The sequence below is a fragment of the Cytobacillus sp. FSL K6-0129 genome (assembly GCF_038007625.1).
GTDB lineage: Bacteria > Bacillota > Bacilli > Bacillales > Cytobacillaceae > Cytobacillus > Cytobacillus kochii.
Window position 1 is genome coordinate 3,182,720 of record NZ_JBBOXM010000001.1, and the last position, 23,992, is coordinate 3,206,711.

General features: G+C 36.7%; 39 protein-coding genes and 1 pseudogene. 36 read left to right on the forward strand and 4 right to left on the reverse strand.

The window, feature by feature from the left end:
- Nucleotides 1–12 precede the first annotated feature (12 nt).
- From MHI57_RS15885 to MHI57_RS15895, 3 genes are all read right to left on the reverse strand, one after another.
- Nucleotides 13–492, reverse strand: a complete 480-nt coding sequence (locus MHI57_RS15885; protein ID WP_340977186.1) for an ImmA/IrrE family metallo-endopeptidase — start codon at nt 490–492, stop codon at nt 13–15.
- Between the two features lie 81 nt (nt 493–573).
- Complete coding sequence (locus tag MHI57_RS15890; RefSeq protein ID WP_340977188.1) at nt 574–1,056, reverse strand: hypothetical protein; 483 nt, start codon at nt 1,054–1,056, stop codon at nt 574–576.
- Nucleotides 1,057–1,070: 14 nt separating this feature from the next.
- On the reverse strand, nt 1,071–1,427 hold the full coding sequence (locus MHI57_RS15895; RefSeq protein ID WP_340977190.1) for a helix-turn-helix domain-containing protein: 357 nt from the start codon (nt 1,425–1,427) through the stop codon (nt 1,071–1,073).
- A gap of 160 nt (nt 1,428–1,587) precedes the next feature.
- Between MHI57_RS15895 and MHI57_RS15900 the strand changes: the two genes are divergently transcribed.
- The 17 genes and pseudogenes from MHI57_RS15900 (at nt 1,588) to MHI57_RS15980 (ending at nt 10,914) form a co-directional block, all read left to right on the forward strand.
- A complete protein-coding gene (locus tag MHI57_RS15900; RefSeq protein WP_340977192.1) occupies nt 1,588–1,845 on the forward strand; it encodes a helix-turn-helix transcriptional regulator in 258 nt (85 codons plus the stop codon).
- A gap of 31 nt (nt 1,846–1,876) precedes the next feature.
- Nucleotides 1,877–2,194, forward strand: a complete 318-nt coding sequence (locus MHI57_RS15905; protein WP_095371186.1) for a helix-turn-helix transcriptional regulator — start codon at nt 1,877–1,879, stop codon at nt 2,192–2,194.
- The gene (locus tag MHI57_RS15910) at nt 2,194–2,883 is read left to right on the forward strand and encodes an ORF6C domain-containing protein (protein ID WP_340977195.1); all 690 of its coding nucleotides are present in this window, start codon (nt 2,194–2,196) and stop codon (nt 2,881–2,883) included. The genes MHI57_RS15905 and MHI57_RS15910 overlap by 1 nt, the downstream gene beginning before the upstream one ends.
- A 159-nt stretch (nt 2,884–3,042) precedes the next feature.
- On the forward strand, nt 3,043–3,309 hold the full coding sequence (locus MHI57_RS15915; RefSeq protein ID WP_340977197.1) for a helix-turn-helix domain-containing protein: 267 nt from the start codon (nt 3,043–3,045) through the stop codon (nt 3,307–3,309).
- A 397-nt stretch (nt 3,310–3,706) separates the two neighbouring features.
- Nucleotides 3,707–3,910: a YqaI family protein gene (locus MHI57_RS15920; protein ID WP_340977199.1), complete on the forward strand. Its 204-nt coding sequence runs from the start codon at nt 3,707–3,709 to the stop codon at nt 3,908–3,910.
- Between the two features lie 95 nt (nt 3,911–4,005).
- Nucleotides 4,006–4,950 carry a YqaJ viral recombinase family nuclease gene (locus MHI57_RS15925; RefSeq protein WP_340977201.1) on the forward strand — a complete coding sequence of 315 codons (945 nt, stop codon included), beginning with the start codon at nt 4,006–4,008 and terminating at the stop codon, nt 4,948–4,950.
- A gap of 2 nt (nt 4,951–4,952) precedes the next feature.
- Nucleotides 4,953–5,768: a recombinase RecT gene (locus MHI57_RS15930; RefSeq protein WP_340977203.1), complete on the forward strand. Its 816-nt coding sequence runs from the start codon at nt 4,953–4,955 to the stop codon at nt 5,766–5,768.
- A gap of 168 nt (nt 5,769–5,936) precedes the next feature.
- A complete protein-coding gene (locus MHI57_RS15935) occupies nt 5,937–6,848 on the forward strand; it encodes a DnaD domain-containing protein (RefSeq protein WP_340977204.1) in 912 nt (303 codons plus the stop codon).
- 4 nt (nt 6,849–6,852) lie between these two features.
- The gene (locus MHI57_RS15940; RefSeq protein ID WP_322910564.1) at nt 6,853–7,050 is read left to right on the forward strand and encodes a hypothetical protein; all 198 of its coding nucleotides are present in this window, start codon (nt 6,853–6,855) and stop codon (nt 7,048–7,050) included.
- Nucleotides 7,051–7,287: 237 nt separating this feature from the next.
- Nucleotides 7,288–7,521 (forward strand): hypothetical protein, encoded by a 234-nt coding sequence (locus tag MHI57_RS15945; protein WP_322910563.1) that lies wholly within the window; start codon nt 7,288–7,290, stop codon nt 7,519–7,521.
- On the forward strand, nt 7,493–7,753 hold the full coding sequence (locus tag MHI57_RS15950) for a hypothetical protein (protein WP_340977205.1): 261 nt from the start codon (nt 7,493–7,495) through the stop codon (nt 7,751–7,753). The genes MHI57_RS15945 and MHI57_RS15950 overlap by 29 nt, the downstream gene beginning before the upstream one ends.
- A 90-nt stretch (nt 7,754–7,843) precedes the next feature.
- The gene (locus MHI57_RS15955; protein WP_322910561.1) at nt 7,844–8,056 is read left to right on the forward strand and encodes a hypothetical protein; all 213 of its coding nucleotides are present in this window, start codon (nt 7,844–7,846) and stop codon (nt 8,054–8,056) included.
- Nucleotides 8,056–8,544, forward strand: a complete 489-nt coding sequence (locus MHI57_RS15960; RefSeq protein ID WP_322910560.1) for a dUTP diphosphatase — start codon at nt 8,056–8,058, stop codon at nt 8,542–8,544. The genes MHI57_RS15955 and MHI57_RS15960 overlap by 1 nt, the downstream gene beginning before the upstream one ends.
- Nucleotides 8,544–8,915, forward strand: a pseudogene (locus MHI57_RS15965) (DUF1064 domain-containing protein); the annotation flags it as partial. The gene MHI57_RS15960 and the pseudogene MHI57_RS15965, both read left to right, overlap by 1 nt.
- Before the next feature lie 5 nt (nt 8,916–8,920).
- A complete protein-coding gene (locus tag MHI57_RS15970; protein ID WP_322910559.1) occupies nt 8,921–9,103 on the forward strand; it encodes a hypothetical protein in 183 nt (60 codons plus the stop codon).
- 39 nt (nt 9,104–9,142) lie between these two features.
- Nucleotides 9,143–9,532 (forward strand): YopX family protein, encoded by a 390-nt coding sequence (locus tag MHI57_RS15975; RefSeq protein WP_322910558.1) that lies wholly within the window; start codon nt 9,143–9,145, stop codon nt 9,530–9,532.
- Nucleotides 9,533–10,677: 1,145 nt separating this feature from the next.
- Nucleotides 10,678–10,914, forward strand: a complete 237-nt coding sequence (locus MHI57_RS15980) for a hypothetical protein (protein ID WP_322910557.1) — start codon at nt 10,678–10,680, stop codon at nt 10,912–10,914.
- A gap of 108 nt (nt 10,915–11,022) precedes the next feature.
- Here MHI57_RS15980 and MHI57_RS15985 read toward each other — a convergent pair whose 3' ends face one another.
- Entirely contained in the window at nt 11,023–11,172 is a 150-nt protein-coding gene (locus MHI57_RS15985; protein ID WP_322910556.1) for a hypothetical protein, read from the reverse strand.
- A 400-nt stretch (nt 11,173–11,572) separates the two neighbouring features.
- Here MHI57_RS15985 and MHI57_RS15990 point away from each other — a divergent pair, with 400 nt between their 5' ends.
- The 19 genes from MHI57_RS15990 (at nt 11,573) to MHI57_RS16080 (ending at nt 23,985) form a co-directional block, all read left to right on the forward strand.
- Nucleotides 11,573–11,872: a hypothetical protein gene (locus tag MHI57_RS15990; RefSeq protein WP_322910555.1), complete on the forward strand. Its 300-nt coding sequence runs from the start codon at nt 11,573–11,575 to the stop codon at nt 11,870–11,872.
- 215 nt (nt 11,873–12,087) lie between these two features.
- Complete coding sequence (locus MHI57_RS15995) at nt 12,088–12,606, forward strand: hypothetical protein (protein WP_322910554.1); 519 nt, start codon at nt 12,088–12,090, stop codon at nt 12,604–12,606.
- A gap of 73 nt (nt 12,607–12,679) precedes the next feature.
- A complete protein-coding gene (locus MHI57_RS16000) occupies nt 12,680–13,147 on the forward strand; it encodes a sigma-70 family RNA polymerase sigma factor (protein WP_095371164.1) in 468 nt (155 codons plus the stop codon).
- Between the two features lie 137 nt (nt 13,148–13,284).
- Entirely contained in the window at nt 13,285–13,428 is a 144-nt protein-coding gene (locus tag MHI57_RS16005; RefSeq protein WP_157733841.1) for a hypothetical protein, read from the forward strand.
- 112 nt (nt 13,429–13,540) lie between these two features.
- Entirely contained in the window at nt 13,541–13,903 is a 363-nt protein-coding gene (locus MHI57_RS16010; protein ID WP_340977209.1) for a hypothetical protein, read from the forward strand.
- A 71-nt stretch (nt 13,904–13,974) separates the two neighbouring features.
- A complete protein-coding gene (gene terS / locus MHI57_RS16015) occupies nt 13,975–14,694 on the forward strand; it encodes a phage terminase small subunit (RefSeq protein ID WP_340977210.1) in 720 nt (239 codons plus the stop codon).
- Nucleotides 14,687–16,045, forward strand: coding sequence for a PBSX family phage terminase large subunit (locus tag MHI57_RS16020; RefSeq protein WP_340977211.1), 1,359 nt, complete (start codon nt 14,687–14,689; stop codon nt 16,043–16,045). Before terS ends, MHI57_RS16020 begins: the two co-directional genes overlap by 8 nt.
- Nucleotides 16,046–16,056: 11 nt before the next feature.
- The gene (locus MHI57_RS16025) at nt 16,057–17,616 is read left to right on the forward strand and encodes a phage portal protein (protein ID WP_340977212.1); all 1,560 of its coding nucleotides are present in this window, start codon (nt 16,057–16,059) and stop codon (nt 17,614–17,616) included.
- The gene (locus tag MHI57_RS16030; RefSeq protein WP_340977213.1) at nt 17,613–19,253 is read left to right on the forward strand and encodes a phage minor capsid protein; all 1,641 of its coding nucleotides are present in this window, start codon (nt 17,613–17,615) and stop codon (nt 19,251–19,253) included. Before MHI57_RS16025 ends, MHI57_RS16030 begins: the two co-directional genes overlap by 4 nt.
- Nucleotide 19,254: 1 nt before the next feature.
- Nucleotides 19,255–19,473, forward strand: a complete 219-nt coding sequence (locus MHI57_RS16035) for a hypothetical protein (protein ID WP_095371156.1) — start codon at nt 19,255–19,257, stop codon at nt 19,471–19,473.
- A gap of 192 nt (nt 19,474–19,665) precedes the next feature.
- Nucleotides 19,666–20,292: a phage scaffolding protein gene (locus MHI57_RS16040; RefSeq protein WP_322910546.1), complete on the forward strand. Its 627-nt coding sequence runs from the start codon at nt 19,666–19,668 to the stop codon at nt 20,290–20,292.
- A gap of 16 nt (nt 20,293–20,308) precedes the next feature.
- On the forward strand, nt 20,309–21,301 hold the full coding sequence (locus MHI57_RS16045) for a major capsid protein (RefSeq protein ID WP_322910545.1): 993 nt from the start codon (nt 20,309–20,311) through the stop codon (nt 21,299–21,301).
- A gap of 12 nt (nt 21,302–21,313) precedes the next feature.
- Nucleotides 21,314–21,496, forward strand: coding sequence for a hypothetical protein (locus tag MHI57_RS16050; RefSeq protein WP_251163180.1), 183 nt, complete (start codon nt 21,314–21,316; stop codon nt 21,494–21,496).
- A gap of 27 nt (nt 21,497–21,523) precedes the next feature.
- Nucleotides 21,524–21,922: a hypothetical protein gene (locus MHI57_RS16055; protein ID WP_322910544.1), complete on the forward strand. Its 399-nt coding sequence runs from the start codon at nt 21,524–21,526 to the stop codon at nt 21,920–21,922.
- Nucleotides 21,916–22,257 (forward strand): putative minor capsid protein, encoded by a 342-nt coding sequence (locus MHI57_RS16060; protein ID WP_322910543.1) that lies wholly within the window; start codon nt 21,916–21,918, stop codon nt 22,255–22,257. Before MHI57_RS16055 ends, MHI57_RS16060 begins: the two co-directional genes overlap by 7 nt.
- Before the next feature lies 1 nt (nt 22,258).
- Nucleotides 22,259–22,582: a minor capsid protein gene (locus MHI57_RS16065; RefSeq protein WP_340977215.1), complete on the forward strand. Its 324-nt coding sequence runs from the start codon at nt 22,259–22,261 to the stop codon at nt 22,580–22,582.
- Nucleotides 22,582–22,983, forward strand: coding sequence for a minor capsid protein (locus MHI57_RS16070; RefSeq protein WP_251163184.1), 402 nt, complete (start codon nt 22,582–22,584; stop codon nt 22,981–22,983). Before MHI57_RS16065 ends, MHI57_RS16070 begins: the two co-directional genes overlap by 1 nt.
- Nucleotides 22,984–22,986: 3 nt before the next feature.
- Nucleotides 22,987–23,439: a phage tail tube protein gene (locus MHI57_RS16075; RefSeq protein ID WP_095371148.1), complete on the forward strand. Its 453-nt coding sequence runs from the start codon at nt 22,987–22,989 to the stop codon at nt 23,437–23,439.
- 93 nt (nt 23,440–23,532) lie between these two features.
- Nucleotides 23,533–23,985 (forward strand): hypothetical protein, encoded by a 453-nt coding sequence (locus tag MHI57_RS16080; RefSeq protein ID WP_340977218.1) that lies wholly within the window; start codon nt 23,533–23,535, stop codon nt 23,983–23,985.
- The last annotated feature ends 7 nt before the right edge of the window (nt 23,986–23,992 follow it).

The window sequence follows — 23,992 nt, forward strand, 5'->3', positions numbered from 1 at the left end:
CTTTCCATATCTTTATTTTGTTGCTACAGCTACTTTATTTCTCTTTTTAATATAGTAACCACTCTGGAAATATAATTTATTTTGAAACATTTCTAATCTCCTTAAAGCGAAATCAAAGTCCACATTAAATTGATTCATAATTTCATTAGCCGTTACATTCTTTATTTCCTCTAGCATAAAGGTTGGTACGCAAAAGTGATAAGCGAAGTGATTTGCTTGAAATTCTTGCAAATCTCTAAATAAGGGGTGCATATTCAATTGATTTCCACAATGCCTTATATAATGTGTTACCTCATGTCCGAATAACATCCACTCTTCTTGTTTTGTTCCTCTAACTAAAACTATTTCATTATTTAATCTAAAAGGTCTCATTTTATAAACAAGTTTAATCCCTATATTTTTTGCAATTTTATTCATATCTAAATCTTCTGGTTTCTCCACTCCAATAGATGTGTATAGTTCATAAATGAAATCTTCAAGGTGTGAATACAAATAATGACCTCCATTATAGGAATGTATGTTCCCTTTTTAGGCAAAATATAGGGTGCACAAATATATGTACACCTTTAATTTTTAATTAGCATTTTCAAGACCAGTCATCGATTTTATGACAGATGGTAACTCTCCATCAAGGTAATTACGCGAGATTTCCCCAATATAATTGCCTACTTTTTCGCTATTCTCTAGTTTAGTATTGTAATTACCTTCTAATAGATCATTGATTGCATATATTACTGCATCGGCTAATTGATTTAATTCTTTAATTGCAGGTATTTCAGAGTCGTATTCATGTTGCATTTCATTCACTGCTATATTAACATCAGTTAATGCTTCGTTTAATATTTTCTGCTCTTCCTCTTTAGTGGTTGCTAAAGTGTCAACCGATGAATACTTCGAAATGATTAGTGTCATATAATACATTACTCCAGATTCAAGTATTTCAGTATGTTTCTCTGTATTTTCTTCATCTGAATCGGATATATTATTTGTTGATTCATTTGACGAACAACCTGTTAGTAATATAGATAATAACAAAATGAATATCGTTTTTTTCAATATAATACCCCTTTTTAAACATTATCTTTTTGACTTAGTTTAAATTTTATATATTCATACACTTCTTTCATATCTTCAACTGTTAATGATTCCATATCCTTAAACATCAAGTCGACATCAGGAAATTCTTTAACGATTTTATTCTTGTAATATTCTAGCTCGTTACTTTCTGTTTCATGACCAAGGAGAAAATCTGTGGTTACGTCAAAAAACTCAGCAAAAGATTTTATCATTTCAGGATCTGGTTTTCTATCCCCTGATTCATATCTAGAAAGTTGCACATTAGAAATTCCTAATGCATCAGCTACTCTTTTTTGTGAATAATTATTTTTATTTCTTAAATATTTTATACGACTACCTAATATATTCATCGTCTTCTTCCTTCTATTGTTTTATAGCATTATTCTACCATTTACCAAAATGGTAAAAAATAATTTTGCCAAAAAGGTAAAAATATAATTGACATTTCCAAAATGGTAATATAAAATACAATTAAAGTTACCAAATTGGCAAATTCGGAGGTGACATATGGTGGAAAAGGTAATTAAAAAAGTCGATTTAGAAAAGATTAAATCATTAAGGAAAAAAGCAAATCTTTCTTTAAGTGAAATGGCCAAACTATTAGGCTATGAAAGTGTCAATGGTTATTATTATTTAGAAACTGGAAGAGGTAAATTCCCGGCTGAAACTTTGGCGAAAGTAGCAAGCATATTCAATGAAAATGTAGATAATCTTTTTTTTGATGTTAAAATTACCAAAATGGCAAATAATTCGAAACAAGCAATTTAGAAACATTAATTGAAAAGATGGGAGGGATATCATGTCGCACACTCTTCGGGAAATCGAAGATAAACTACTCAACTTACATTTAGAAACCTTTTTTCGTAAAGCATACGAACAAGGTATAGCTGACGGAAGAAAACAATTTTCTAGACCTGAGCTTTTGACATTAAGTGACTTACAAGAAATGTTTCAAATTAAATATCCTACAGTTTTAAAAATGACTGCTAACCCTGAGTTTCCACGATCTACTCAGATAAAAGCTAGGTTTCCAAGAGACCAAGTTTATAAATGGATAGAGGAAAATTCTAATTGGGTTAAACAAAACACAAACTATTATTCTAAGGAGGCCATGTAATGGAAAAATTGCAAATATTCAAAAATGACTTATTCGAGGTATCTGCTAAAACTGAAGGTGCTGATATCCAATTCGATGCTGAACAAGTTGCGATAAATTTAGGTATTACAGAAACAAAAAACAATAGGCAATACGTGATGTGGAGAAGAGTGAATCAATATATTAAGCCTTTCGGCACATCTGCCGAAAATTCTCCACAAGTGGGGAAAGGTGATTTCATCCCTGAACCTCTTGTGTATAAGTTAGCTTTCAAAGCATCTAATACGCTAGCAGAAAAATTTCAAGACTGGCTAGCAATCGAAGTAATACCACAAATCAGAAAAACTGGTTCTTACTCAAATAAGGTTGTGCCATTAAACAGCAAAGAGTCACTGATAGCGGCAATGAAACTCTCCATCGAAACATCAGAAGAACTGGACCAAGTAAAAGGTGAAGTCAAAGAAATTCGCCACATGGTGGAAGAACAAATCACTCTCACAAGCGGTGAGCAAAGACGACTCCAAAAGGGCGTTGCTACGAAAGTGTATGAAATCGAAAACGATCCTGAATATAGACCGACTCTTTTCAGAGAGATTCATCGAGAACTTAAAGATCGCTTTGGTGTTGCTAGTTATAAAGACATCAAGAGAAAAGAGCTGCAAGCAGCTCTCAACTACATAGAACATTGGGTGCCGCGAAAAGTTTCTTGAAATAGAAAGCATCCGGCGAAGCTGCCAGGCGAAACCGGATGTGTTCCTTCATAAATATATTTTATTCGAAAACTAGAAATCTAGCAGTACATAAATCGGAACATGACAACTAGAAAACCGAACAAATTGTTCTAACTTGGAACAGAAGGAGGATAGAAGATGCATTACGGTTCTTTTCTTAAGAAATTGAGGGTTATCAAAGGCTATTCACAAGAGGAAATGGCTGAAAAAATGCTTATGGCACGAACGACAATATCAAAAATTGAAAACAACAAGATGGAATTGAAATTATCTGATGCAGTTAGATGGGGGCAAGTGACGAATGCACCTGAGGCATTAGCAGCTATGTTATGCGGTGTAGATATCGCTTCATTAACACAAATATTAACCATGTTAGTAGGAGGTTTTAGTAGATGGATATGGTGATTCTAACAATCATGTTTACATTTATCGCATTTTTCTTAGGAGTTATGTTTGGAGATTTTAATAGTAAAAACAAAAATGAGCAGTGAACGGCCAGGCTCACTACTCAACGACTCATATGAAATAACCAACTTAATTGTATCATTCATTCGGTGAGGAAACAAGAACTTTTGTTCCCACCGTGCAGGGTCAAAGTTTTTTATCTACCAACCACCCCATCCCCTTTACTTTGGCTCTGCACGGTGCGAATAAAGCGCCATGATCTTTGATATTCGAACAGAAAGGGGTGAGACATTTGAGTAAAAAGGAAACGATGGATGCTCTGATTAAAAGACTCAAAAAAGACGGCATAAAAATTGACTGGTGTGTCAAATTCACAAATCTGAAGGAGGGTTGATTGATGGAGCATCCTGAGGTTACACAGTTACGAAGGACAGGCTATCCGAATTTGGTTGCACAGCCAGAGAATGCCGGGATTGACTACTTTGGAGAAGAGATTCTCGAAGGTGATGAAATCGTTGAATATGACGGTGAGATTATCTTGGAGGGCAACCTTCAACGCTACTTATGCGAGGTACTTGGCTTTGAGTTCAAAAGTGCATAAAAAAAGACTCCTGCGAGCAACAGGAGCCGATGATTAAACAATATTTAAAGTTATTTTAGCACAAAGCTTTGATAACGGTAAAGGGAGGATATCAAATGGCAGTTAGCAATGCAATATCAACAAAAGATATGAGTCGTTTTGAGTGGTTACAAGAACGTTCCAAAGGAATTGGCGGTAGTGATGCAAGTATTATCCTTGGACTAAACAAATACAAAACAGCCTTTGAGCTGTGGTTAGAAAAAACAGGTCAAGTCGAACTGACTGAAATTAGTAGCGAAGCAGCATACTGGGGCAATGAAATGGAGGAAGTGGTTGCCAAAGAGTTTGAAAAGCGTACAGAAAAGAAAGTACGTCGTCGCAACTATATGTTCTCTCATCCAGATCACCACTTTATCAAAGCCAACATTGACCGCGAAGTCATGAAAGAGTCTGCTCTTCTAGAGTGCAAGACTGCTAGTGCGTATTTAAAAGCTGAATGGGAGGGAGACGAAATTCCTGCTTCGTATCTCGTACAGGTTCAACATTATCTAGCAGTAACAGGCAAGGAGAAAGCTTATATCGCAGTTCTAATAGGTGGAAACCACTTCACTTGGAAAGAGATCGAGCGAGACGACGAGTTAATCCAGATGATTATCGATGCAGAGGTGAACTTCTGGGAGAAACATGTAATTGGCTTTGTTCCGCCAGAATTAGATGGTTCAAGTGCTGCCGAACTATACCTCAAAGAGAAATATAACAAAGCAGAAGAAGGGAAAGAGATTGTTCTACCTTCTAATTATAAAGAAATGCTTCTCAGTTATGAGCAAATTAAGAACGATGAAAAGCTCATACAAACAGCCAAAAAAGATATTGAGAACAAGATCAAAGCCGAGTTGAAAGATGCAGAGGTGGGACTTGTAGACACTCATATTATTACTTGGAAAAATGTCGTCTCTAATCGAGTAGATACAAAGGCATTAAAAGAAAAATTCCCTGACATCTACAAAGAAGTAATCAAACCATCTACATCACGCCGTTTCGGCATTAAGGAGTTGAACTAATTATGGCAACGAATGCAGCATTAAAAAACCAAATTGCTAGCAAACAGGATACAGCCCCTCAAAAGGTTGCTCCGCAAGCGTTGGGACTTAAAGGGTTATTAAATGCACCAACAATGAAAAAGAAATTCGAGGATGTGCTTGATAAAAAGGCTCCTCAGTTTATGTCATCACTTTTGAACCTCTATAACGGAGATTCTTACCTACAAAAAACTGATCCGATGACAGTAGTTACCTCTGCGATGGTTGCAGCAACTTTAGATTTACCTGTTGATAAAAACCTAGGATATGCCTGGATAGTTCCATACAGTGGAAAAGCACAATTTCAACTTGGTTATAAGGGTTATATCCAGTTAGCCCTCCGTACAGGTCAATATAAAGGAATTAACGTCATCGAGGTAAGAGAAGGAGAGTTAGTTAAGTGGAATCGTCTAACCGAAGAATTGGAGCTTAATCTCGATGGTGCCACAAGTGACAAAGTTATTGGTTATTGCGGTTATTTCAAGTTGATCAATGGGTTTGAGAAAACCGTCTACTGGACTAGGGGAGAAATTGAAGCCCATAAAAAGAAATTCTCTAAAAGTGATTTTGGATGGAAAAAGGACTTTGATGCGATGGCTAAAAAAACCGTTTTAAGAAACATGCTTTCTAAATGGGGTATCTTGTCCGTTGAAATGCAGACAGCCGTTTCAAAAGATGAACAAGTACCAGAAATGAAGGATATCACCGAAGAAGTAGATCAACCAGATATTATCGATGCTGTACCGTCAGAAGAGAAACCTAGTGCAGATATAGAAATTGAGTTTGATGTAAATGAATAACCAAACAAACGTAGTCCTGCCTGCTTGGATTTTCGAGCAGGCACAGGACAAAGAACAGTTGAAAATGCTTGTACTAAATTATATGCAGAAGTACCCGGATTATACCGTAAAACGAATAACTAAGCGGTTTGCGGTTTGTGAGATTAATAGGTAATAGGAGGAAAATAAATGAAAGGTGCATTCCAGACAAGCAGAGAGATTTTTGAAAACCCTATTTGGAACGATATACCTAAATTTAGAATCTTCTTCTATATATACGGAAATGCAGTTTTTTCTAAAGAAGGAACAACGGTTGCTGGAATGCATCTGAAGAGAGGTCAATTCTTAAGGTCGTATCGAAATCTCAGGGATGATCTTGCGTATGTAGAAAATAGAAGTGTTAAACAATACTCACTGTCAGTCATAAAAAGGAAGGTTGATTCGTTAGTTAAAGAAAATCGATTGAAAATCGAAGAGACCGAACTTGGAACACTATTTACAGTAATTAATTACGAGCAATACCAAGGCTTTGAGCATTATAAAAACAGTAACTTGGAACGCAGTGAGAACGCACTTGGAACAGGGATGGAACGCAGTGAGAACAATAATAAGAATGTTAATAAAGATAATAATGTTAAAGAAAAAACTACTACTACTACAACAGCGCCAGAAAATCCGGTCCAATTGTTCGAGTATCTTCTTTGCAGATTATCACCAATTCAGATGAACTCTCTTTATCAGTGGGTTGATGATTTTAAAGGTAATCAAGAAATAGTAAATGCAGCTATTAAATTAGCTGACAACAAAAACAAACGTAACTTTAACTTTGTGGAGTTTCTCCTTAAAGAATGGCATAGCAACAACCTAATGGATATCGATAGAGTACGAGCTTATGAACGAGAGAAATTTAACAACTCTAAAGTAAAGCCTTTTGCTCGCAAAGGCAAAGGCGTTATACGTACAGAAATGCTGCCAGATTGGTTTGAGGAAGATGCGCAACAATCTAAACCGAAGCCTAGCGATCAACCAGCAGTCAATGATGGTGAACAAATGAGCGAATTTGAGCGCTTGATGGAGTTACGAAAAAATTCGGGGAGTTGAAGGAATGGCGAAAATGCAGGCTTTTAAAAACAAAGATTTGATGCGTAAAGGTTACATCGAAGAACTTAACGCAATGAATATTACGACTAGTCGTGAAGGAGTGCCATTGGAGCAACTTGATTACGAAGCCCTTAGATACGAAAAAACAATAGCTTCATTCAGAGAAATAGATTCAGAGACAAGCAGTAACGCTTGGTTCTAAGGAGGAATATGAAATGACCATTCAAAATGTAAAACCAGTTTTAAATTGTCCGCGATGTAAGACAAAAGGATATCTACTCGCTCCATCAGGCAAATTGGTGTTAATGGAATGTGATGACACAAAGTGCGGCCAACAATGGCATACCTTCGCTAAGATTTGCCCGGAATGCAAAAAGCCTAATGGATACTTTGTCGAAGGACCATGTAGAAAATGCTATGCAGAGAAGTACATGTCGTCATGAAGAAACGTAACCCCGTTATTCAGAAAGCTTATGAACAAGGCAGAACTGAGGGCTTTGCGTTAGGTGAGGATATGGGCGAATTAAAAGGCATTGCTAAGACAACATCATTTTTCCGCGAAAAATTTCTTGAGTTAGAAAAAACGCCAGGTATAGGACCGAAAACCTTGGATCGGATTCGCAAGGCAATCGGTGAGAAGTATTTTGAAGCAGGTGAGCGTAATGGTTCTTAAAAACGCAACAAAACAAAGACAAAAGAGAATCATTGTTTTAGAGGATTTGGATTTTTTATGGGATGAGTTGGAGCTAGAAGAAGTCGCTCGTCAGTGGAAAGTTGGAAAAGACGTTAGGTTGATTGCTAGTAGTTTTAATAGAGATCCAGACGAAGTGTTATTAGCTCTCATCCATTTAGCAAAAGAGGATATGGTCTTCAAAAGAAATGGGGGACTTACCCTTGGATTTTAGAAAAGCGACTCTAGGGCAGCTATATTACATATCACGACACACAGAATTAGCCCTAGAAGCTCTTAATGAGATTAATAGGAGGGTTAACCTATGCAAGATATAATCATTCGTCGTGCAAGGAAATATGAAGCTGAAAAGGCTATTCAGGACCATGTGAAAAGAGGATGCGAAATCATTTTTCCTCTAACTGAGTTCTCAAAGCAAGGTAAGACATTTGATTGTGATAGCTACAATCGTCATGTATTTGCTGGACATAATTATTCGTCAGTTTGGATGGCTAAATTAAGAAGGGTGGAAGGTTAATGCTAGATTTAATCGCAATGTACGAGGCACAGAAGGTATTTAGAAACAGGATTGATTATAAAGGTGATGATCGTTTTGGAGAACTTACTCTGGCTCTTCAAGTGGAGCTAGGGGAATGTGCGAATGAACTTCCGAAAGTATTCAAGTTTTGGGCACACAAAGAGAACAACCTACAAGACGCATTAATCGAATATGCTGATGGACTTCATTTCATTCTGGATATCGGTCACGAAATATTCTTTGAAGACTTTGTCATGATCTACTTGTTGTCTGGAGCAGATAAGAAGCGACCATTAGCAACCCAGTTCAGATACATCTTCGCTCTCGTATCTAAGTTGGATAAGACGAAGAGTTCAATTACCTTTATCGAACTACTCTCCGAATATATCGGTCTTGGTGAAATGATTGGCTTCTCCTTTGAACAAATCGAAGAAGCATTCTATGTGAAAGATGTCATTAACCACGAGAGGCAAAGTGAGGGTTATTAATGGGGGCAAGAAAATACAACAAGTACGGCAACCACAAACAAGTTGTCGATGGACATAAGTTTGATAGCAAAGCAGAAGCAATGTATTACGGCCAATTAAAATGGTTGCTGCAAGCTAAACAGATAAAAGGGTTTAAGTTGCAACCGAGATACCTTCTTCAAGAGGGTTTTAAAAAGAACGGAAGGACTTACAGAAAGATTGAATATGTTGCGGATTTTGAAGTAGAAAAATTAGACGGGACAATCGAGATCATTGATATAAAAGGAACAGTCACCAAAGAATTTTCAATAAAAAGAAAACTGTTCGAGCGTCAATACATGGATTCTATTAAATTACTAAAATATGACCGAGATAGGGGATTCGTGGAGGTAAGTTAATGACTAGAAGAATCGTAGAAACGAATGCAGTTAGTCTTGATCGAGAAAAGCTCCAGGTTGTTGTCATCTACGAGGAAGGCATATCGAAGCAGCAGATTAGAAATGAAAATCCATATAGCAAACGGCATGGGGTTATTTTCCCCAGTGCCGGGGCTTATGAGGTGAAAGGCTTAGATTACTGATTTTGTGTATTATGTTCACTAAAATTTGGAGGGATGACCGTGCGTGAGATAAAGTTTCGTGCTTGGGATAAATCAAGAAAAGAAATGGAATACATCAATAATATGTATTGGTTTGAAGAAAATGGTGTTGATGATATCAACAACAATGTGTTTTTGGATTTCATGCAATACACAGGCTTAAAAGACAAGAACGGCAAGGAGATATATGAGGGGGATGAAGTCGAATTTAATGATTTCGATTCATTGCGTACTGGCGGACATACAGAGGATAACATTTTACAGGGAGAAGTAAGTTTCTCATGTGGAGCATGGATAGTTATAACTGAAAGAGGACATTACGATTTATATAATGCATTGGTAAATGACGAAGAGTTTGAAATCATCGGCAACATTTACGAAAATCCAGAGTTAATCAATCAAGAAAAATAAAAAGAAGAGCCCAGGCAGTGGCTCTTCGAAGAAATGATAAAAAAAGAGAAATCCATCGTATCCATTATATACTATGTGAATTTCGGTTTAATGATTGGGTGTTTTAATCACCTTTTGAATTAATTAAGAAAAAACAGTTAGAGGTTTACAAGAAATCCAAAAATAAACATTATAAAAATAATATTTACGTACATGGTTGCTATGACTACGCCATAATGAATTTTTTTAAAAAAGAATAGTGAAAACGGAGCTGGAAATAATACGAGAACCAACAATACTATAATAGATTCATTTAAGTAAAGTAGGATAATCATCTCCTTCAAAAAATCAGTGTTTATAGTATTTCTTAATAATTAGAGGTTATGCAACACAAGATAGATTAAGTAAAAAAGAGCCGACTGACTTTGAAGAATTCTTTACACCTTTTCAATTATATGGATCGATATACTGCCACTTTTGAAATAAGTAAATTAAGGAAGCGCAGATAATACAATTAATAAAAATTACAATATGAAAGTGATCATCCATTTTATAAATCCCGAAATATTCATAAAGGTTCATTATTCCAAAAGAAAAGATTGCATCGCTTATAGTGTTAAGGGTGATATAAAGCCAAAAGTTACCGAATGTAAAGTATAAAAATATTGTGGGTAAGACTATGTATATTCCATAGATGAAAGGTGTTGTATTAGTTAAAGGGAAAATTGTTTCAACAACTTCAACCAGATTATATCTTTGATATAGCTGAAATAATATTGTCAAAAGCAAGGCACTCACTAATCCACCTGGAATGAAGGACTTCACCCTTTTGGTATCTAATAAAAGGAGAATAAACCAAGGCAAAATTAACATGGACCATAAAAAAATATGAGTTAGCATATAGACTATACCTCCAACAAAGGATAATAATAATCTAACCTCTAGCTCTTTAGCCTATTCATAAAAAAGCTAGGAAGGTTCGTCTGAAGTAAGAAAAACATTTAGTGAAATTATAAAATATGGAGTTTGCGTACGACAAGGAATTCTTATATGGCCATTTGAGAATTTTAGCCTTGTCCAATAATTAGCATATCCATAATTAGTAAAAGTATGTAGGCAATTTTAATTTACACGATAAGCAGGGAGTTAATTAAGGAGGAATAGAGATGGAACAAGTATACCTAAAGCAACTGATTGAACACTTGGAATCACAATTGGATGAACATGGTGATTTACCTGTGTGCTACTGCGATGATGCTTTAATTGGCAAGGAGACAGGATTACCTATACCATCAAAGATTTATTCATATAAATCATACGACCTCTTAAACAGTGATTCTTTAGATGTATTAGATGAGAATTTGTATGATGTTGATTTAGAGAAACCAATTATTAAAGCATAGTAAATTAAAGCAACTAAATGATAGATCAGTTTAGCAATTGAAAGGAGTAGGACAATATAGAAAGCCTACTTTTGTATAAAGAAGGCTTTTAGAACAACTAATAAGTGTTTATTCGGTATTATTTAATTTGCCTTTATAGTACAGGTAATCAACTTTGTTTTTTGTAGCCGTTAATTGGGAAGCTAATATTGCAGTATATATTGTTGTTAGAAGGACAGCTAATACACCAAGTCCTAATACAGAATCATTTTTTAACATAAAATTACACCTCCTTCTAAATTTATCTTTTCTAAATAAGAAGAATTTATACGAAGGATAATTAGTTGATTAGGAGGGGAAGAGGATGCATTGGGAATGTCGATATTGTTATTTTCCAACTACAGTGGAAGGCGATAGGGTTTGTTCATCATGTGGCGCAGAATGGGAAGCAGCAAAAATTCTAGTTGAAGATGATGATTAAGAAACAAAAGGTAGGAGGAGTTAATTTCAATGAATTACACAATAGGCAGCACGCTGATCCACGAGGGTAATAGATTCACAGTTCAAGATATTACGCACCTTGACCAGTTGACCTTTCTCTTTTTCGCAGAGAGTCCTGCTCAGGGGGTTAGGGAAGATTTGATTAAGTGGAATGAAATTACATTAGAGGAGGACAATTATGCCAATAGTTGATATTGATAAAACAAAGCAATTGGAATTTGGATATGGTGATATTGAAGTGGCTGCAGGACTTTTGCAATCTGATGATACAGTCGGTACCGTGTTGTTTTGGAATAACGAGAAGAGAAATGAAATTGGTGCTTATCATGAGTACGGTGAAGATAAAGTTATGAGTGTAGAAGAAACACCAGTACGGATGCTCTTTACAAAAATTGAAAGTATAGATGTTGTTATTGATGCATTAGAGAAATCTAAACAAAAGATGCTATCTAAAGATAAACAAGTAAACACAAGATAGAGAAAGTTTACTACGAAAAGAAAGAGCCCATCCAAGCTCTCTCTAATCGTGTGACCATATTATGGAAGTGGGTAAGAAAATATACCTAAGTAGGCACTGCGGAAGATTTTTAATTCCTTACCCAATAATAATTTATCCATAATTAATAAAAGTATGCATGAAAAATAAATAATTTAACAAAAGAAGAAAATAGCTCATATAGAGGGGTTGATTAAATGAAGAATAGATATGAGACACTTGGCGAGACTACCGTCATCTTCATAAAACGTAGAAACGGTGATGTGTTCAACACATTTATTGATACTTCTGATCTGGAAAAAGTAGATAGTTTCCCAGGTAGTTGGTTTGTAAATTACAACAAAAAGACAGAATCCTATTATGTGATGGGCAACACAAAAAACAAAGAGGGGAAACCTGCTTTGATCGGCATGCATAGATATATTATGGACGCACCAACAGATAGATTTGTGGACCACGTAGACAGGAACACTTTAAACAATAAAAGAAATAATTTGAGAATAGTAACCTTGTCCGAAAACAACCAAAATACAAGGGTTCAAAAAAATAACACATCTGGTGCTAGAGGCGTCACTTGGGATAAAGATAAGAAAAAATGGAGAGCTACTGTCAAATATAGAGGGAAGGTTTATTATTTCGGTTATCACAGAACTGTAGAAGATGCTTCGCTAGCAGCTAAAGAAGGAAGAAAAAAACTTCTCCCTTTTGCAAATTAAAAGTCCCTGCAATGCAGAGACATGACCAGGAATCCCCGGCACCCAATTATATTTTAACATAGGGGGTTCCTGTATGAAAGAAGCTGCCAGCATTAAAAGAATCGAATCGTTGTTAAAAGATTATCATTGGATGAAAAAAGAAGTGGAGCGCCTTGAAAAAGTACTATTTGGATATTCTACACCTATGAAAAGTTGGGGTGTTGCTCAATATGGGATAGAGGCAACTTTGCCAAAAGGAAGCTCTGGAAAAAGCCAAGCGGAGTTAAATAACATGGATTTACGTGAAGAACGTTTATATAACAGGCTAGAGCGACTTAGAGAGAAAGTATATGTTATTGAGTTTGCTGCCGAATTATTGGAAGATGAACGCGATAAAGTCATTTATGATTGTATCCTAGATGGCATGTCATTCCGAGAGATATCTTATCATTTGTGTATATCTAGAAATCAGGTCAAAAAAGCCAAAGAAACCATATTGAACCATTTGAGCCAAAAAAGCCACTTTGTGCATTTGTTGAAACACGAAAAATCGGCATGCTAAAATGGAAGGCAGGACAGGGGAGGCAGTTAAACAAGCTGCTTCCTCTATTTTTGTGCGTTGCTCACCTTTCGGTGATTTTATAGGAGGATTTACCCCGTTTTATGGCGAATTATGTTATAAAAAGGGGAGGATTGCATATGGAGCAGGTGAAACAAGGATTGTGGATTTGTTCTAAATGTGAGGCAGTAATCACAGATTATAATGAGTACCATGACAATGATGGCGTTTGTGATGTGTGTTATTCCATTCCTATTAAAAAACGAAGGGGGCTTTTGAAATGAGAAAAGATCCAGGTGGAGGAAGAATTAAGAAGGACCCAGGTGGTGGCGGCTATCATTCAGATCTAGGTGTAGGAGGTCATCATATTGACCCAGGCGGTGGCGGGTGGAAAAGATGAGATTAGTTTTATTTGATGCTAAAAATGAAGTAACGATAGAAGAAATGGTAGCGAAAATGAATTATTATATTGAAAAGTCTCAGCAAGGTATGGAGGCTTATGAAGGTAATAAAAAACTCGCTTTCGAGATAGCTAAAGAATTAAGAAAAGAGTTAGATATTGAATATAAAAATAACTCATTAAACAAAGTTAAATCATTCTATGAGGATAACCTTATTTTTGATAGTTATTATCGTCCTGCTGTACATAAAGCAGTAGCTTCGATTGCTGGCAGATTGACATATGGAAATGTTTTTAGCTTTTTATATGACGTGAATGATTATATGGATTATCACAAACCAGATCGAGTTAACAACTAAGCATCCTTTCGAGGGTGCCTTTTTTATGTTCCAAAACAACTCAAATATATGGAGGTGGCAGGTGATGTAGCATGGCTGAAAAATATGTACAAGCAGAAAAAGATTATGTAAAAGGCATGAAATATAAAGACATTGCAGAAAAATACGATGTCTCCATTAACACCGTAAAGTCGTGGAAAAAGCGATATGGGTGGAATAGAGATAGGGGTGCACCCAAAGAAAATAGTGTGCACACAAAAAAGCGTGGTGCTCCAAAGGGCAATATAAACGCTAAAGGCAATAATGGCGGTGCTCCTAAATCAAATCAAAACGCTGTAACACATGGGTTCTTCTCCAAGTTCCTTCCTGCTGAGACATTAGAAATCATGGAGCAAATGGAAGAACGTTCACCAGCTGATTTGATTTATGACCAGATACAGATTCAATATGCAGCTATCATAAGAGCGCAAAAGATAATGTATGTAGAGGATAAAGACGATATCATAAAAGTGCTCAAAAAGAAAAAGGATTCCGATTTTGCAGAAGAACGTGAATGGGAATATCAATTTGCTTGGGACCGTCATGCAACATTTATAAATGCCCAGTCTAGAGCGATGAGTGAGTTACGATCACTTATTAAGCAGTTCCTAGATATGGCTCATGAAGATGACGAGAGAAGGCTTAAACTGGAGCAGATGCAGTTAACTGTTGATAAGACTAAAGCAGAGATTGAGAAAATCTCTAACGATAGCAAAAACGACACTACACCATCCATCACCGTTGTAGATAGATGGAGTGATGACAATGAGTAAGCCAACGATTGATATTCAGAAAGAGGTTAATCCTCATTTTAAGAGTGTCTGGACCACTAAGAAGCCATATAACATATTAAGAGGCGGCCGTAACTCTTTTAAATCATCTGTCATTGTTTTAATGCTTGTTTTCATGATGATGAAGCTCATAAGAAAAGGTGAGAAAGCAAATGTTGTTGTTATCCGTAAGGTTGGTACATCTTTAAGAGATAGTGTGTTCTTAAAGATTCAGTGGGCTTTACGTAAGTTTGGGTTCTCTGTTGGGAAAACAGGTGATTTTAAGGATAGTGTTGCACCTTTAAAATTGACCCATAAAAGTACAGGTTCTACGTTCTATTTTTATGGGCAGGATGACTTCCAGAAACTAAAATCAAACGATATTGGAAACATTATTGGTGTTTGGTATGAAGAAGCAGCAGAGTTTGCAAATGCTGAGGAATTTGACCAGACTAATACAACATTTATGCGGCAAAAGCATCCTTTTGTTGATATGGTTCGTTTCTTTTGGTCATACAATCCACCACGTAATCCGTACAGCTGGATCAATGAATGGTCTGACAGTATGATTGGTGAAGATAACTACCTTGTACATGATTCGAGTTACAAGAATGATGAGTTAGGTTTTGTTACTGAGCAGATGCTACAGGATATCGAAAGGATAAAGAATAACGACTACGATTATTATCGGTATTTGTACCTTGGTGAACCTGTAGGACTCGGAACCAATGTGTACAATATGAGTCTGTTTAAGCCGTTAGAGCAGTTGCCAGATGACGATAGGGTTATTGCTCTATTTTACTCAATGGACACTGGACATAGCGTTTCTGCAACTTCCTGTGGATGTTATGGACTAACTGCAAGGGGTAAGGTGATTAGATTAAATGGTTACTATTACAGTCCAGCTGGTCAAGTGAATAAAAAGGCTCCTAGTGATCTATCAAAGGATATATTCCAATTTATTATGGCTACATCTACTCAAGCACCCTATACAGGAGCGAGGATTAGGAATCGTACAATTGATAGTGCTGAAGGAGCTTTGCGAAATCAATATTTAAAAGATCATGGGCAACATTGGAACCCAGTTAACAAGCTTAAAAAAGTAGATATGGTAGATTACGTTCACGACCTTTTAGCGCAAGGTCGTTTTTATTATCTTGTAAATCCATTACCTACTAATCTACCGAACTGTGACAGCAACGATATATTTATAGAAGAACATAAAAAGTATCAATGGATAGAGAAGACACAGAACACTGATAATCCGCAAGTGGTGAAGGAAGATGACCATACTTGTGATGATTTTCAGTATTTTTGTGTTTCAAATGCTAGAGACTTGCGTTTGAAGGTGTAGGAGGTGGTAGATTGAGAATTATTGATCGTGTCAAAAGTCTGTTTAAGAGGGGAGGTTATGATTTGGCTGGGAAGAACCTGAAATCAATTAACGATCATCCTAAAATCAATATTGATCCGAAAGAATTGGCTCGTATTGAGCGTAATATGAAGCAATATGCAAATGAATATCCACAAGTGGAGTATTTCAACTCGCAGGGCCTTTTGAAAAAGCGGGATTATATGCCACTAAACATGAGGAAATTAAGCGCCGATGTACTTGCAGGATTGATTTTTAATGAGCAATGCGAAGTTACTGTTTCCGATAGAAAAGACGAGGAAAAGAAGGAAAATAGCTTTAAATCAGCACATGAATTCATTAAGCATGTATTTGAACATAATAAATTTAAGAAAAATCTAGCTGATTACTTGGAACCTATGCTGGCGCTTGGTGGGTTAACAGTAAGACCTTATGTAGACACTGAAACTGGTAATATTGAATTTTCTTGGGCGTTGGCCAATGCCTTTTATCCGTTACGAAATAACAGTAATGGTATATCGGAAGGTGTGATGAAATCAGTTACTACCAAAATTGAAGGTAATAAAATTATTTATTATACATTACTAGAATTTCATGAGTGGAAGAATGGATTGTATGTAATCACTAATGAACTTTATAAGTCTGAAAGTCCAAATGAAATTGGCAAGAGAGTGCCACTTGATGAAGTTTACAATGGATTACAAGAACAAGCAGAAATATCAGGGCTATCCAGGCCTTTGTTTAATTATCTCAAACCTTCTGGTTTTAATAACATAAACCCCCACAGCCCATTAGGGTTAGGGATTGCAGATAATGCAGTTACTACGCTAAAAAAGATTAATGACACATATGATCAATTTTGGTGGGAAATCAAGATGGGACAGCGAACAGTGTTTGTTAATGATGCAATGTTAAGTACATTGCCAGATGAAAGTGGTAGACCTCCTATCCAAGTATTCGACCCAGATGTCAATGTTTATAAATCCATTCATATGGGGGATGGTAAGGACCCGGTCAAAGATGTCACGAGTGATATTAGGACCGACCAATATATATCAGCTATCAATCAATCGCTCAGAACGTTAGAAATGGAATTAAAACTTTCTGTAGGGACATTTAGTTTTGATGGTCGAAGCATGAAAACAGCTACTGAGGTTGTCAGCGAAAATGATTTAACCTACCGCACTAGAAACGATCACGTTTACGAAGTGGAGCAATTTATTAAAGGGTTGATTGTATCCGTTCTTGAACTTGCCAAAGCGACTACCTGGAATGGTAAAAGCCTGTTTGATGGCGAAATCCCCACGTTTGAACATATTGGTGTCGATTTTGATGACGGAGTATTCCAGGATAGAGACGCCTTACTCACCTTCTACGGTAAAGCTAAAACGTTTGGTTTAATACCAACAGCAGAAATTATCCAGCGTGTTTTCAAAGTACCTAAAGAGACAGCTGAGCAATGGATAAAAGAAATTAATGCAGATCAATTAGGAACGGAGCCAGCAAACGTTAATCACCGCAGAGAAAGGCAGTACACAGGTGATGATGAATGATTACACCACATCAATTAGATTTGTGGTCGAGTAACATGGCTGAATTGTACAACAGTCTTGAAGGTGAAATCATTAGGTTGCTTATTAAGCATTTAAAAGATGGTTCTAGGGATATTACTGATTGGCAAGCTAAGAAACTATATGAATTAAGGTTATTCAATAACGAGGTTGTATCTCTTCTTTCTAAGGTTACAGATGTTTCTGAGAAGGAAATTAAACGTATGTTTGAAGATGCTGGTGAGGGCATTATAAAAGACATTGATAAGAGTATGACGGTTCCGTCTAAGCCTATTCCGAGTAATTTGGATATGATTATGCAGGCTTATTATGAGCAAGCTTGGGGAGATATTGAGAACTACGTCAATCAAACACTCATTACAACCAATTTCGGTATAGGAACTGCTCAAATTGCTTATCAAAATGTGCTAAATCAAACTGCTGCAATGTTCAATACAGGAATTTTTACATTTGAGGAGTCTCTCGAAAGAGCAATAACTGATTTAGCCCAAAAAGGAATCCGTACAACTCTTACAGACAGAGGAAATAACACATGGAGCCTTGAAGGTTACGTTAGAACAGTTTTGAAGTCCACACTAGGAAATACCTATAATGAATTGAGAACACAGCGTATGAGTGAATATGGCGTTTATACAGTGGTTGTTACTAGTCATGTAGGAGCAAGGAAACAATGCTCTGCCATTCAGGGGAATGTTGTTGATTTGAGGATGCCTAGTGAAATACCTGAGGATAGTGAGTATAAATCAATATACGACCCTTCTTGGGGTGCTGATTATGGAACAGCAGGCGGTCACAGGGGCGTCAATTGCAGGCATTTGCATATTCCTTTTATTCCAGGTGTAAATACCAATAATCAACCTCATTACGATGCTGATCTAAATGCTCAAGTCGCTCAAGCCAGGGATACACAACGCAGGATTGAGCGAGAAATAGTTAAGTATAAAAAGAAACTTATGGTTGCTGAGGAATTAGGCAGTGATAAGGCTGATTACTGGCGAATGATGGTCAGACGGAGACAGGCGGCTATGAGGGAGCATCTTGATAAAAATAACAAGTACCTTAGTAGAAATCACAAAAGAGAAAAAGTATATACTCCTTTATCCACACTGATGAAAGACTTTGAAGATAAAGGACATGCTAGTTATTTAAGTAAATCGGAATTGAGAAGTGCCAATGAACAATATCAAAGGTACAAATCATTATTAGGGAGTGAAAGGCTTCCAAGAAGTATAGATGGATTCCTTGATCTGAAGTATAATAAAGTAGGAGAATGGAATAAAATACAAGATAATTATTATGTGAAATCAAAATTGAAGGATGGCCAGTTCGGTTCCACTATTAACCCTGAAAAACAAGCTCCACACATGCAGGCTACGAAAATTGAAGGTAAAAGTTATTTTTATGACAGTGTAGATGTTCAAAAGTTATTTGATGAATATGCTGGGACTGGGGTAATTGAAAGAGATAATAATGGCAAGAGGAGAAACACAGAAAAAATGAGAATAACCGATAATATTGGAATAGCTGTAAGTTTAAACGGAGTACGACAGGCGAACTTTATAAAAATACACCATTCTAAAAATAGAACTCATATAGTACCAATATGGAAGGATGAATAATATGTTTTCAAAAATCCCTTTATTAGATTCCAAGGCAAAGGTAAAAGTTATTTTTGATGATGACAGTATCTTAATAGGTGTTGTTGACCATTGGACTTCTCCTGGAGATAGCGAAAAGGGTGTGGAAGAATTAACGATTGTTCCAACTCAAGGGAATTTAAAAGGTAACTATATCAATTTTGATGAAACAGAAGTGAAAAGTATTGAAGTAATCGATTGAAGCACTTAACCTCCGAAAAATGGTTAAGTGCTTTTTTATGCCTGGAAAGAAAGCTTTTGGAAGTACCCATTGTTACCTGACCTAAGCAAGTCATTAAAAGGCTTATTTATTATGCAATCAATCGCAGTTATGCGTTAAATAACTAATCCATCGCGGACAATACCGCGTCAACAAATGTAGGAGGAATGAAAGATGAATAGAGAGTTTCTAAAAAGTTTGGGACTAGAGGATGATGCGATTGAAAACATCATGAAAGAACACGGTAAATCAGTTAATTCCATCAAGGAAAAGGCTGATAAGGTAGAGAGTTTAGAATCTCAGATAGAAGATTACAAGACTCAACTAGATGAACGTGATACCCAACTAAAAGAACTAGGGGAAAAAGCAAAAGGTAACGAGGAATTAACAGCTGAGATTGACCGTTTGAAAGGTGAAAACGAAACAACAAAGAACGAGTATGAAGAAAAGCTTCAGAGGCAAGCTTTTGACCACAAACTAGAGAATACTTTGGCGGGTGCAAAGGTGAAAAACACTAAGGCATTGAGAGCGTTATTAGATATGGACACAATCAAGCTTGATGGGGATATTCTAAAAGGTCTAGATGACCAATTGAAAACCCTTAAAGAAAGTGATTCTTATTTATTTGAAACAGAGCAAAAGCCAAATTCACCAACAATAGTTGCTCCTGGAAATCCACAAGGTGGAACTGGTGGGGTAAACCCATTCAGCAAGGAAAGCTGGAATCTAACGGAGCAAGGTAAATTATACAAAGAAAATCCGGACTTATACAATGCGTTAAAAGCACAAGCCGGAAAATAAAAGGAGAATGATATAAATGACTACACGTTTACAAGATGTAATCCAACCGGAGATTTTCACTCCATACACAATTCAAAGAACTATGGAACTATCAGCATTAGTGCAAAGTGGAATTATTGCTAATGATACTGAATTCAATAACTTAGCAGGCGGGGCGAATACCCTTATTAATATGCCCTTCTGGAATGATTTAGGGAATGAAGAATCTCAAATCATGAAAGATGAAGGCGACATGTCTGTTGGGAAAATTACTTCTAGCGATGATGTGGCTCGCAAACATGCTCGTGTTAATGCTTGGGGGGCGAATGGTTTATCAGCAATGCTTTCTGGTGACGATCCAATGGATGCTATTGCTCAACTAGTTGCAGCTTATTGGGCAAGAGATATGCAGCGCACACTACTTTCTACGCTTGGTGGAGTATTCAAAAGCACTTCTATGTCCAGTAAAGTATATGACATTACAGGTCGTGACGGAATAGCTGGAACAATCAACATGAGTACATTTCTTGATGCTACTCAGTTGATGGGTGACGCAAAAGAATCACTAACTGGAGTTATGATGCATTCTGCTGTTGAAACAGAACTACGTAAACAAGATTTAATTGATTACGTACCGCAATCACAACAAGGCAAACCAATTCCTTACTTTAACGGAAAACAAGTAACTGTAGACGATTCTATGTTCTACGATACAGCTACAGGACAAGCCGAAATGTACATTTTCGGTCAAGGTGCTATTGCACTTGGTAATGGATCACATCCGCGAATCATCCAAACAGAAGTTAGCAGAAATCCATTAGCTTACTCTGGTGAAGAAGCGCTTATCAACCGTAAAATTTTCATCTTGCACCCACGTGGCGTTAAGTGGAATGAAGGCGGAGTGGCTAACGTATTCCCTACGAACTCTGAAATTGACACTGCAGCACGTTGGACTCGTGTTTATGAGCCGAAATCAGTACGTATCGTAAAGTTCCGATTCAATACAGTACCGCAAACACCAGCAGGTTAAGGAGGCTAAAACATGGCTAAATACAAGGTATTGCAACCGTTCAGAGACATTAAAACAGATGAAGTTTACAAAAAAGATCAAGAAATTGAAATGACTGTCAAGCGCGCTGATGAAGCTGCCGAAAACTTAAAAAATCACAAAGGTGAGTTTTTGGAACGTATAGATAACAAAGAAGATAATGAGGGAGACAAATAGTCTCCTTCTTTTATTAGGAGGGAGATTATGGCTTATCTCACTTTTGAGGAATTTAAGGAACTGAATAATCGTGATATTGATGAGAGTGATTTTAATAAATTACTCTCAAAAGCTTCTGCTGTAATCGATAACGTTACTAACCACTTTTACCAAAGGGTGAACATCGAAAAGGATAATACATGGCGTGTAAATAAATTTAAACAAGCGTTATGTACTCAAATTGAATACTTCCACGTTCTTGGAGCTACAACATTCGAGGAAATAAATAATGCCCCCCAGACCTTTCAAGCAGGGCGTACAAGCGTTTCTAATGCAAGTAGATATAATCCAAGTGGGGCGAACGAAAGTAAGCCCTTAATCTCGGAGGACGTTTATATATACCTAGAGGGGACGGGCTTGTTATTTAGTGGTGTGATGACATGGTAATGCCTAAACCGCCGCAAAAATTTTTAATCGATGCTTTTTATTATAAAGAGTACATTGGAGAGAATGATTGGTCTGAACCTGAATACGCTGATTCAGTTCTCATTGAACACTGCCGTATTGACAGAGGCGCAGCTTATAGCTCGAGTGCCTCTGGTAAACAATTACTATATAATGCGGTTGTTTTTTGTTATGAGGGCATGACTACTCCAATACCTAAATTTAAAGTTCAATCAGTGCTTCATTTTGACGATACAAATCATATTGTCACGAAGGTTATTCCTATTTACGAAGCATATAGCACCACTATTTATTCTTATGAATTGGAGGTGGTCTAATATGGGGGTAACAGTTAATTTAAGTGTTGCTCGTAGTAAGTTGAGTGCCAAAGCAGTTAGAAATGGTCAAAGGACTTTAGCAAATCAAGCAGCCGCAGATATGAATCAGTTCGTTCCAATGGATGAAGGTAACTTAAGGCAAGCAATGAGTATTGCTGTAGATGGTTCTGGTATTGAGTATCATCAAAAGTACGCTGCAAGGCTTTTTTATATGTACATGCATAATTACACCACTCCTGGCACTGCTCCGAGGTGGGATATGAAAGCTAAAAACCTTTATATGAATGATTGGAACAAGGCTTTCATAAAGGGGGCTGATTGGTAATGGATTTTATAGAAAGATTGACCGATAGAATTAACCTAATCCCCAACCTTCCACTTAACTGTAAGAAGGGATATATAGGGGCAGAAGAATCGCTTGTTATATATCCCTTGCCTGGTTCACAAGTAATTAGGAAGTTCATGGATGGTGTGAGTGATCAACAATTAAACTATGAAATTGCTATGAAATCGAAGTCACAAAGCAAAATACATCAATCACTGTGGTTAGTACAGGATGAATTAGAGAGATTAGAAGAGTTGGAGAGTAATAATAATAGTTTTGAATTTGAGGACCTTTCAATAACGAACAAACCTTTCATCAATCAATTAGATGATCAGGGTTGGTTCGTTTTTTTATTAGATATTCAAGCAACAGTAACAGTCTTTAATACTAAGGAGGAATAAAGAATGGCAAGACAAAAAAATGCGTTAAGAGGACATTTTGTACAAGCATATCTTCCAGGTACAGAAACACCAGGAACAGAGTGGTTAGAACTTGCAAAATACATTTCTGCAATTGGTGATGATACACAAGAAGGAACTGAGGAGCAAGCATTCTATGACGGTGATGGCACACCAGAAACGGATGTTGTTTCTGTAGCTGGCGCTTACACTCCAGAAGGCTTTTATGACCCTGAAGACCCTGCTCAAGCATTGATTGCTGGATTGAAATACAAAACTGGTGATGGTCGTAAGGTTTGGCACAAAGTCGTTTCGGCAGATGGCAAGAAAGAATGGGTAGGTAGAGCAACAGTCTCAGCAATTGTAGCTGGAGCAGGCGATGCATCTGCTTATGAAACATTTAGCTGCAATATTCGTTTCGATACAATTCCAAAAGAAACAGATTTAACTACACCCTGAGGAACCTCCGGAAGACGGAGGCGATGAAGAAGAAATACCAGAAGGATAAGAGAGGTTTAATGCCTCTCTTTTATTTTTAGAGGAGGATTTATGATGTCAAAAGATATACAAATTGATATTAAAAGAACTGGATTTCCTGTGAAAGTTGGAAAAGTGGAACTGTGGTTTGATAGCTCTTTTGAAAATCTCAGAAGATATTTTAATGTTGATGAATTAGCACAAGAAAAATTAAAGGTGGCTGAGGAGAGAGCTAAACATATCCACTTTCCAGAAGAAATTACTGTTGAGAGTCTCGATGAAAAAACAGTAGATGCCGCATTTGATGTTAATAAAGAGTTCATTGCAGCTCAATATGACATTATATTTGGTGACGGCTCATTCCGTAAAATTTACAAAGAATATCCAGATATTCTAGCTTTAGAGAAAGCCTTAGAGGTAGTGGGAGCTGCCATCGCTCAACGGCTTGAGGAGCAAGAGACATCACGATCTAAAGAAGCTAAGAAAAAACAAAATGAATATCTAAATAAAAAAGCCAAAAAGAAGTAGGTGATGC

Bases quoted from the DNA above. Each gene is read 5' to 3' on its own strand.
- MHI57_RS16070 (WP_251163184.1), top strand. From the start codon at position 22,582: ATGGATTTTATAGAAAGATTGACCGATAGAATTAACCTAATCCCCAAC.
- MHI57_RS15905 (WP_095371186.1), top strand. From the start codon at position 1,877: ATGTCGCACACTCTTCGGGAAATCGAAGATAAACTACTCAACTTACAT.
- MHI57_RS16060 (WP_322910543.1), top strand. From the start codon at position 21,916: ATGGTAATGCCTAAACCGCCGCAAAAATTTTTAATCGATGCTTTTTAT.
- MHI57_RS16040 (WP_322910546.1), top strand. From the start codon at position 19,666: ATGAATAGAGAGTTTCTAAAAAGTTTGGGACTAGAGGATGATGCGATT.
- MHI57_RS15945 (WP_322910563.1), top strand. From the start codon at position 7,288: ATGAAGAAACGTAACCCCGTTATTCAGAAAGCTTATGAACAAGGCAGA.
- MHI57_RS16055 (WP_322910544.1), top strand. From the start codon at position 21,524: ATGGCTTATCTCACTTTTGAGGAATTTAAGGAACTGAATAATCGTGAT.
- MHI57_RS16050 (WP_251163180.1), top strand. From the start codon at position 21,314: ATGGCTAAATACAAGGTATTGCAACCGTTCAGAGACATTAAAACAGAT.
- MHI57_RS16065 (WP_340977215.1), top strand. From the start codon at position 22,259: ATGGGGGTAACAGTTAATTTAAGTGTTGCTCGTAGTAAGTTGAGTGCC.
- MHI57_RS15935 (WP_340977204.1), top strand. From the start codon at position 5,937: ATGAAAGGTGCATTCCAGACAAGCAGAGAGATTTTTGAAAACCCTATT.
- MHI57_RS15920 (WP_340977199.1), top strand. From the start codon at position 3,707: ATGGAGCATCCTGAGGTTACACAGTTACGAAGGACAGGCTATCCGAAT.
- MHI57_RS16010 (WP_340977209.1), top strand. From the start codon at position 13,541: ATGAGATTAGTTTTATTTGATGCTAAAAATGAAGTAACGATAGAAGAA.
- MHI57_RS15910 (WP_340977195.1), top strand. From the start codon at position 2,194: ATGGAAAAATTGCAAATATTCAAAAATGACTTATTCGAGGTATCTGCT.
- MHI57_RS15960 (WP_322910560.1), top strand. From the start codon at position 8,056: ATGCTAGATTTAATCGCAATGTACGAGGCACAGAAGGTATTTAGAAAC.
- MHI57_RS15925 (WP_340977201.1), top strand. From the start codon at position 4,006: ATGGCAGTTAGCAATGCAATATCAACAAAAGATATGAGTCGTTTTGAG.
- MHI57_RS15955 (WP_322910561.1), top strand. From the start codon at position 7,844: ATGCAAGATATAATCATTCGTCGTGCAAGGAAATATGAAGCTGAAAAG.
- MHI57_RS15985 (WP_322910556.1), bottom strand. From the start codon at position 11,172: ATGTTAAAAAATGATTCTGTATTAGGACTTGGTGTATTAGCTGTCCTT.
- MHI57_RS15995 (WP_322910554.1), top strand. From the start codon at position 12,088: ATGAAGAATAGATATGAGACACTTGGCGAGACTACCGTCATCTTCATA.
- MHI57_RS16045 (WP_322910545.1), top strand. From the start codon at position 20,309: ATGACTACACGTTTACAAGATGTAATCCAACCGGAGATTTTCACTCCA.
- MHI57_RS15895 (WP_340977190.1), bottom strand. From the start codon at position 1,427: ATGAATATATTAGGTAGTCGTATAAAATATTTAAGAAATAAAAATAAT.
- MHI57_RS16000 (WP_095371164.1), top strand. From the start codon at position 12,680: ATGAAAGAAGCTGCCAGCATTAAAAGAATCGAATCGTTGTTAAAAGAT.
- MHI57_RS16005 (WP_157733841.1), top strand. From the start codon at position 13,285: ATGGAGCAGGTGAAACAAGGATTGTGGATTTGTTCTAAATGTGAGGCA.
- MHI57_RS15970 (WP_322910559.1), top strand. From the start codon at position 8,921: ATGACTAGAAGAATCGTAGAAACGAATGCAGTTAGTCTTGATCGAGAA.
- MHI57_RS16075 (WP_095371148.1), top strand. From the start codon at position 22,987: ATGGCAAGACAAAAAAATGCGTTAAGAGGACATTTTGTACAAGCATAT.
- MHI57_RS15930 (WP_340977203.1), top strand. From the start codon at position 4,953: ATGGCAACGAATGCAGCATTAAAAAACCAAATTGCTAGCAAACAGGAT.
- MHI57_RS16020 (WP_340977211.1), top strand. From the start codon at position 14,687: ATGAGTAAGCCAACGATTGATATTCAGAAAGAGGTTAATCCTCATTTT.
- terS (WP_340977210.1), top strand. From the start codon at position 13,975: ATGGCTGAAAAATATGTACAAGCAGAAAAAGATTATGTAAAAGGCATG.
- MHI57_RS15990 (WP_322910555.1), top strand. From the start codon at position 11,573: ATGCCAATAGTTGATATTGATAAAACAAAGCAATTGGAATTTGGATAT.
- MHI57_RS16080 (WP_340977218.1), top strand. From the start codon at position 23,533: ATGTCAAAAGATATACAAATTGATATTAAAAGAACTGGATTTCCTGTG.
- MHI57_RS15940 (WP_322910564.1), top strand. From the start codon at position 6,853: ATGGCGAAAATGCAGGCTTTTAAAAACAAAGATTTGATGCGTAAAGGT.
- MHI57_RS15980 (WP_322910557.1), top strand. From the start codon at position 10,678: ATGGAACAAGTATACCTAAAGCAACTGATTGAACACTTGGAATCACAA.
- MHI57_RS16035 (WP_095371156.1), top strand. From the start codon at position 19,255: ATGTTTTCAAAAATCCCTTTATTAGATTCCAAGGCAAAGGTAAAAGTT.
- MHI57_RS15915 (WP_340977197.1), top strand. From the start codon at position 3,043: ATGCATTACGGTTCTTTTCTTAAGAAATTGAGGGTTATCAAAGGCTAT.
- MHI57_RS16030 (WP_340977213.1), top strand. From the start codon at position 17,613: ATGATTACACCACATCAATTAGATTTGTGGTCGAGTAACATGGCTGAA.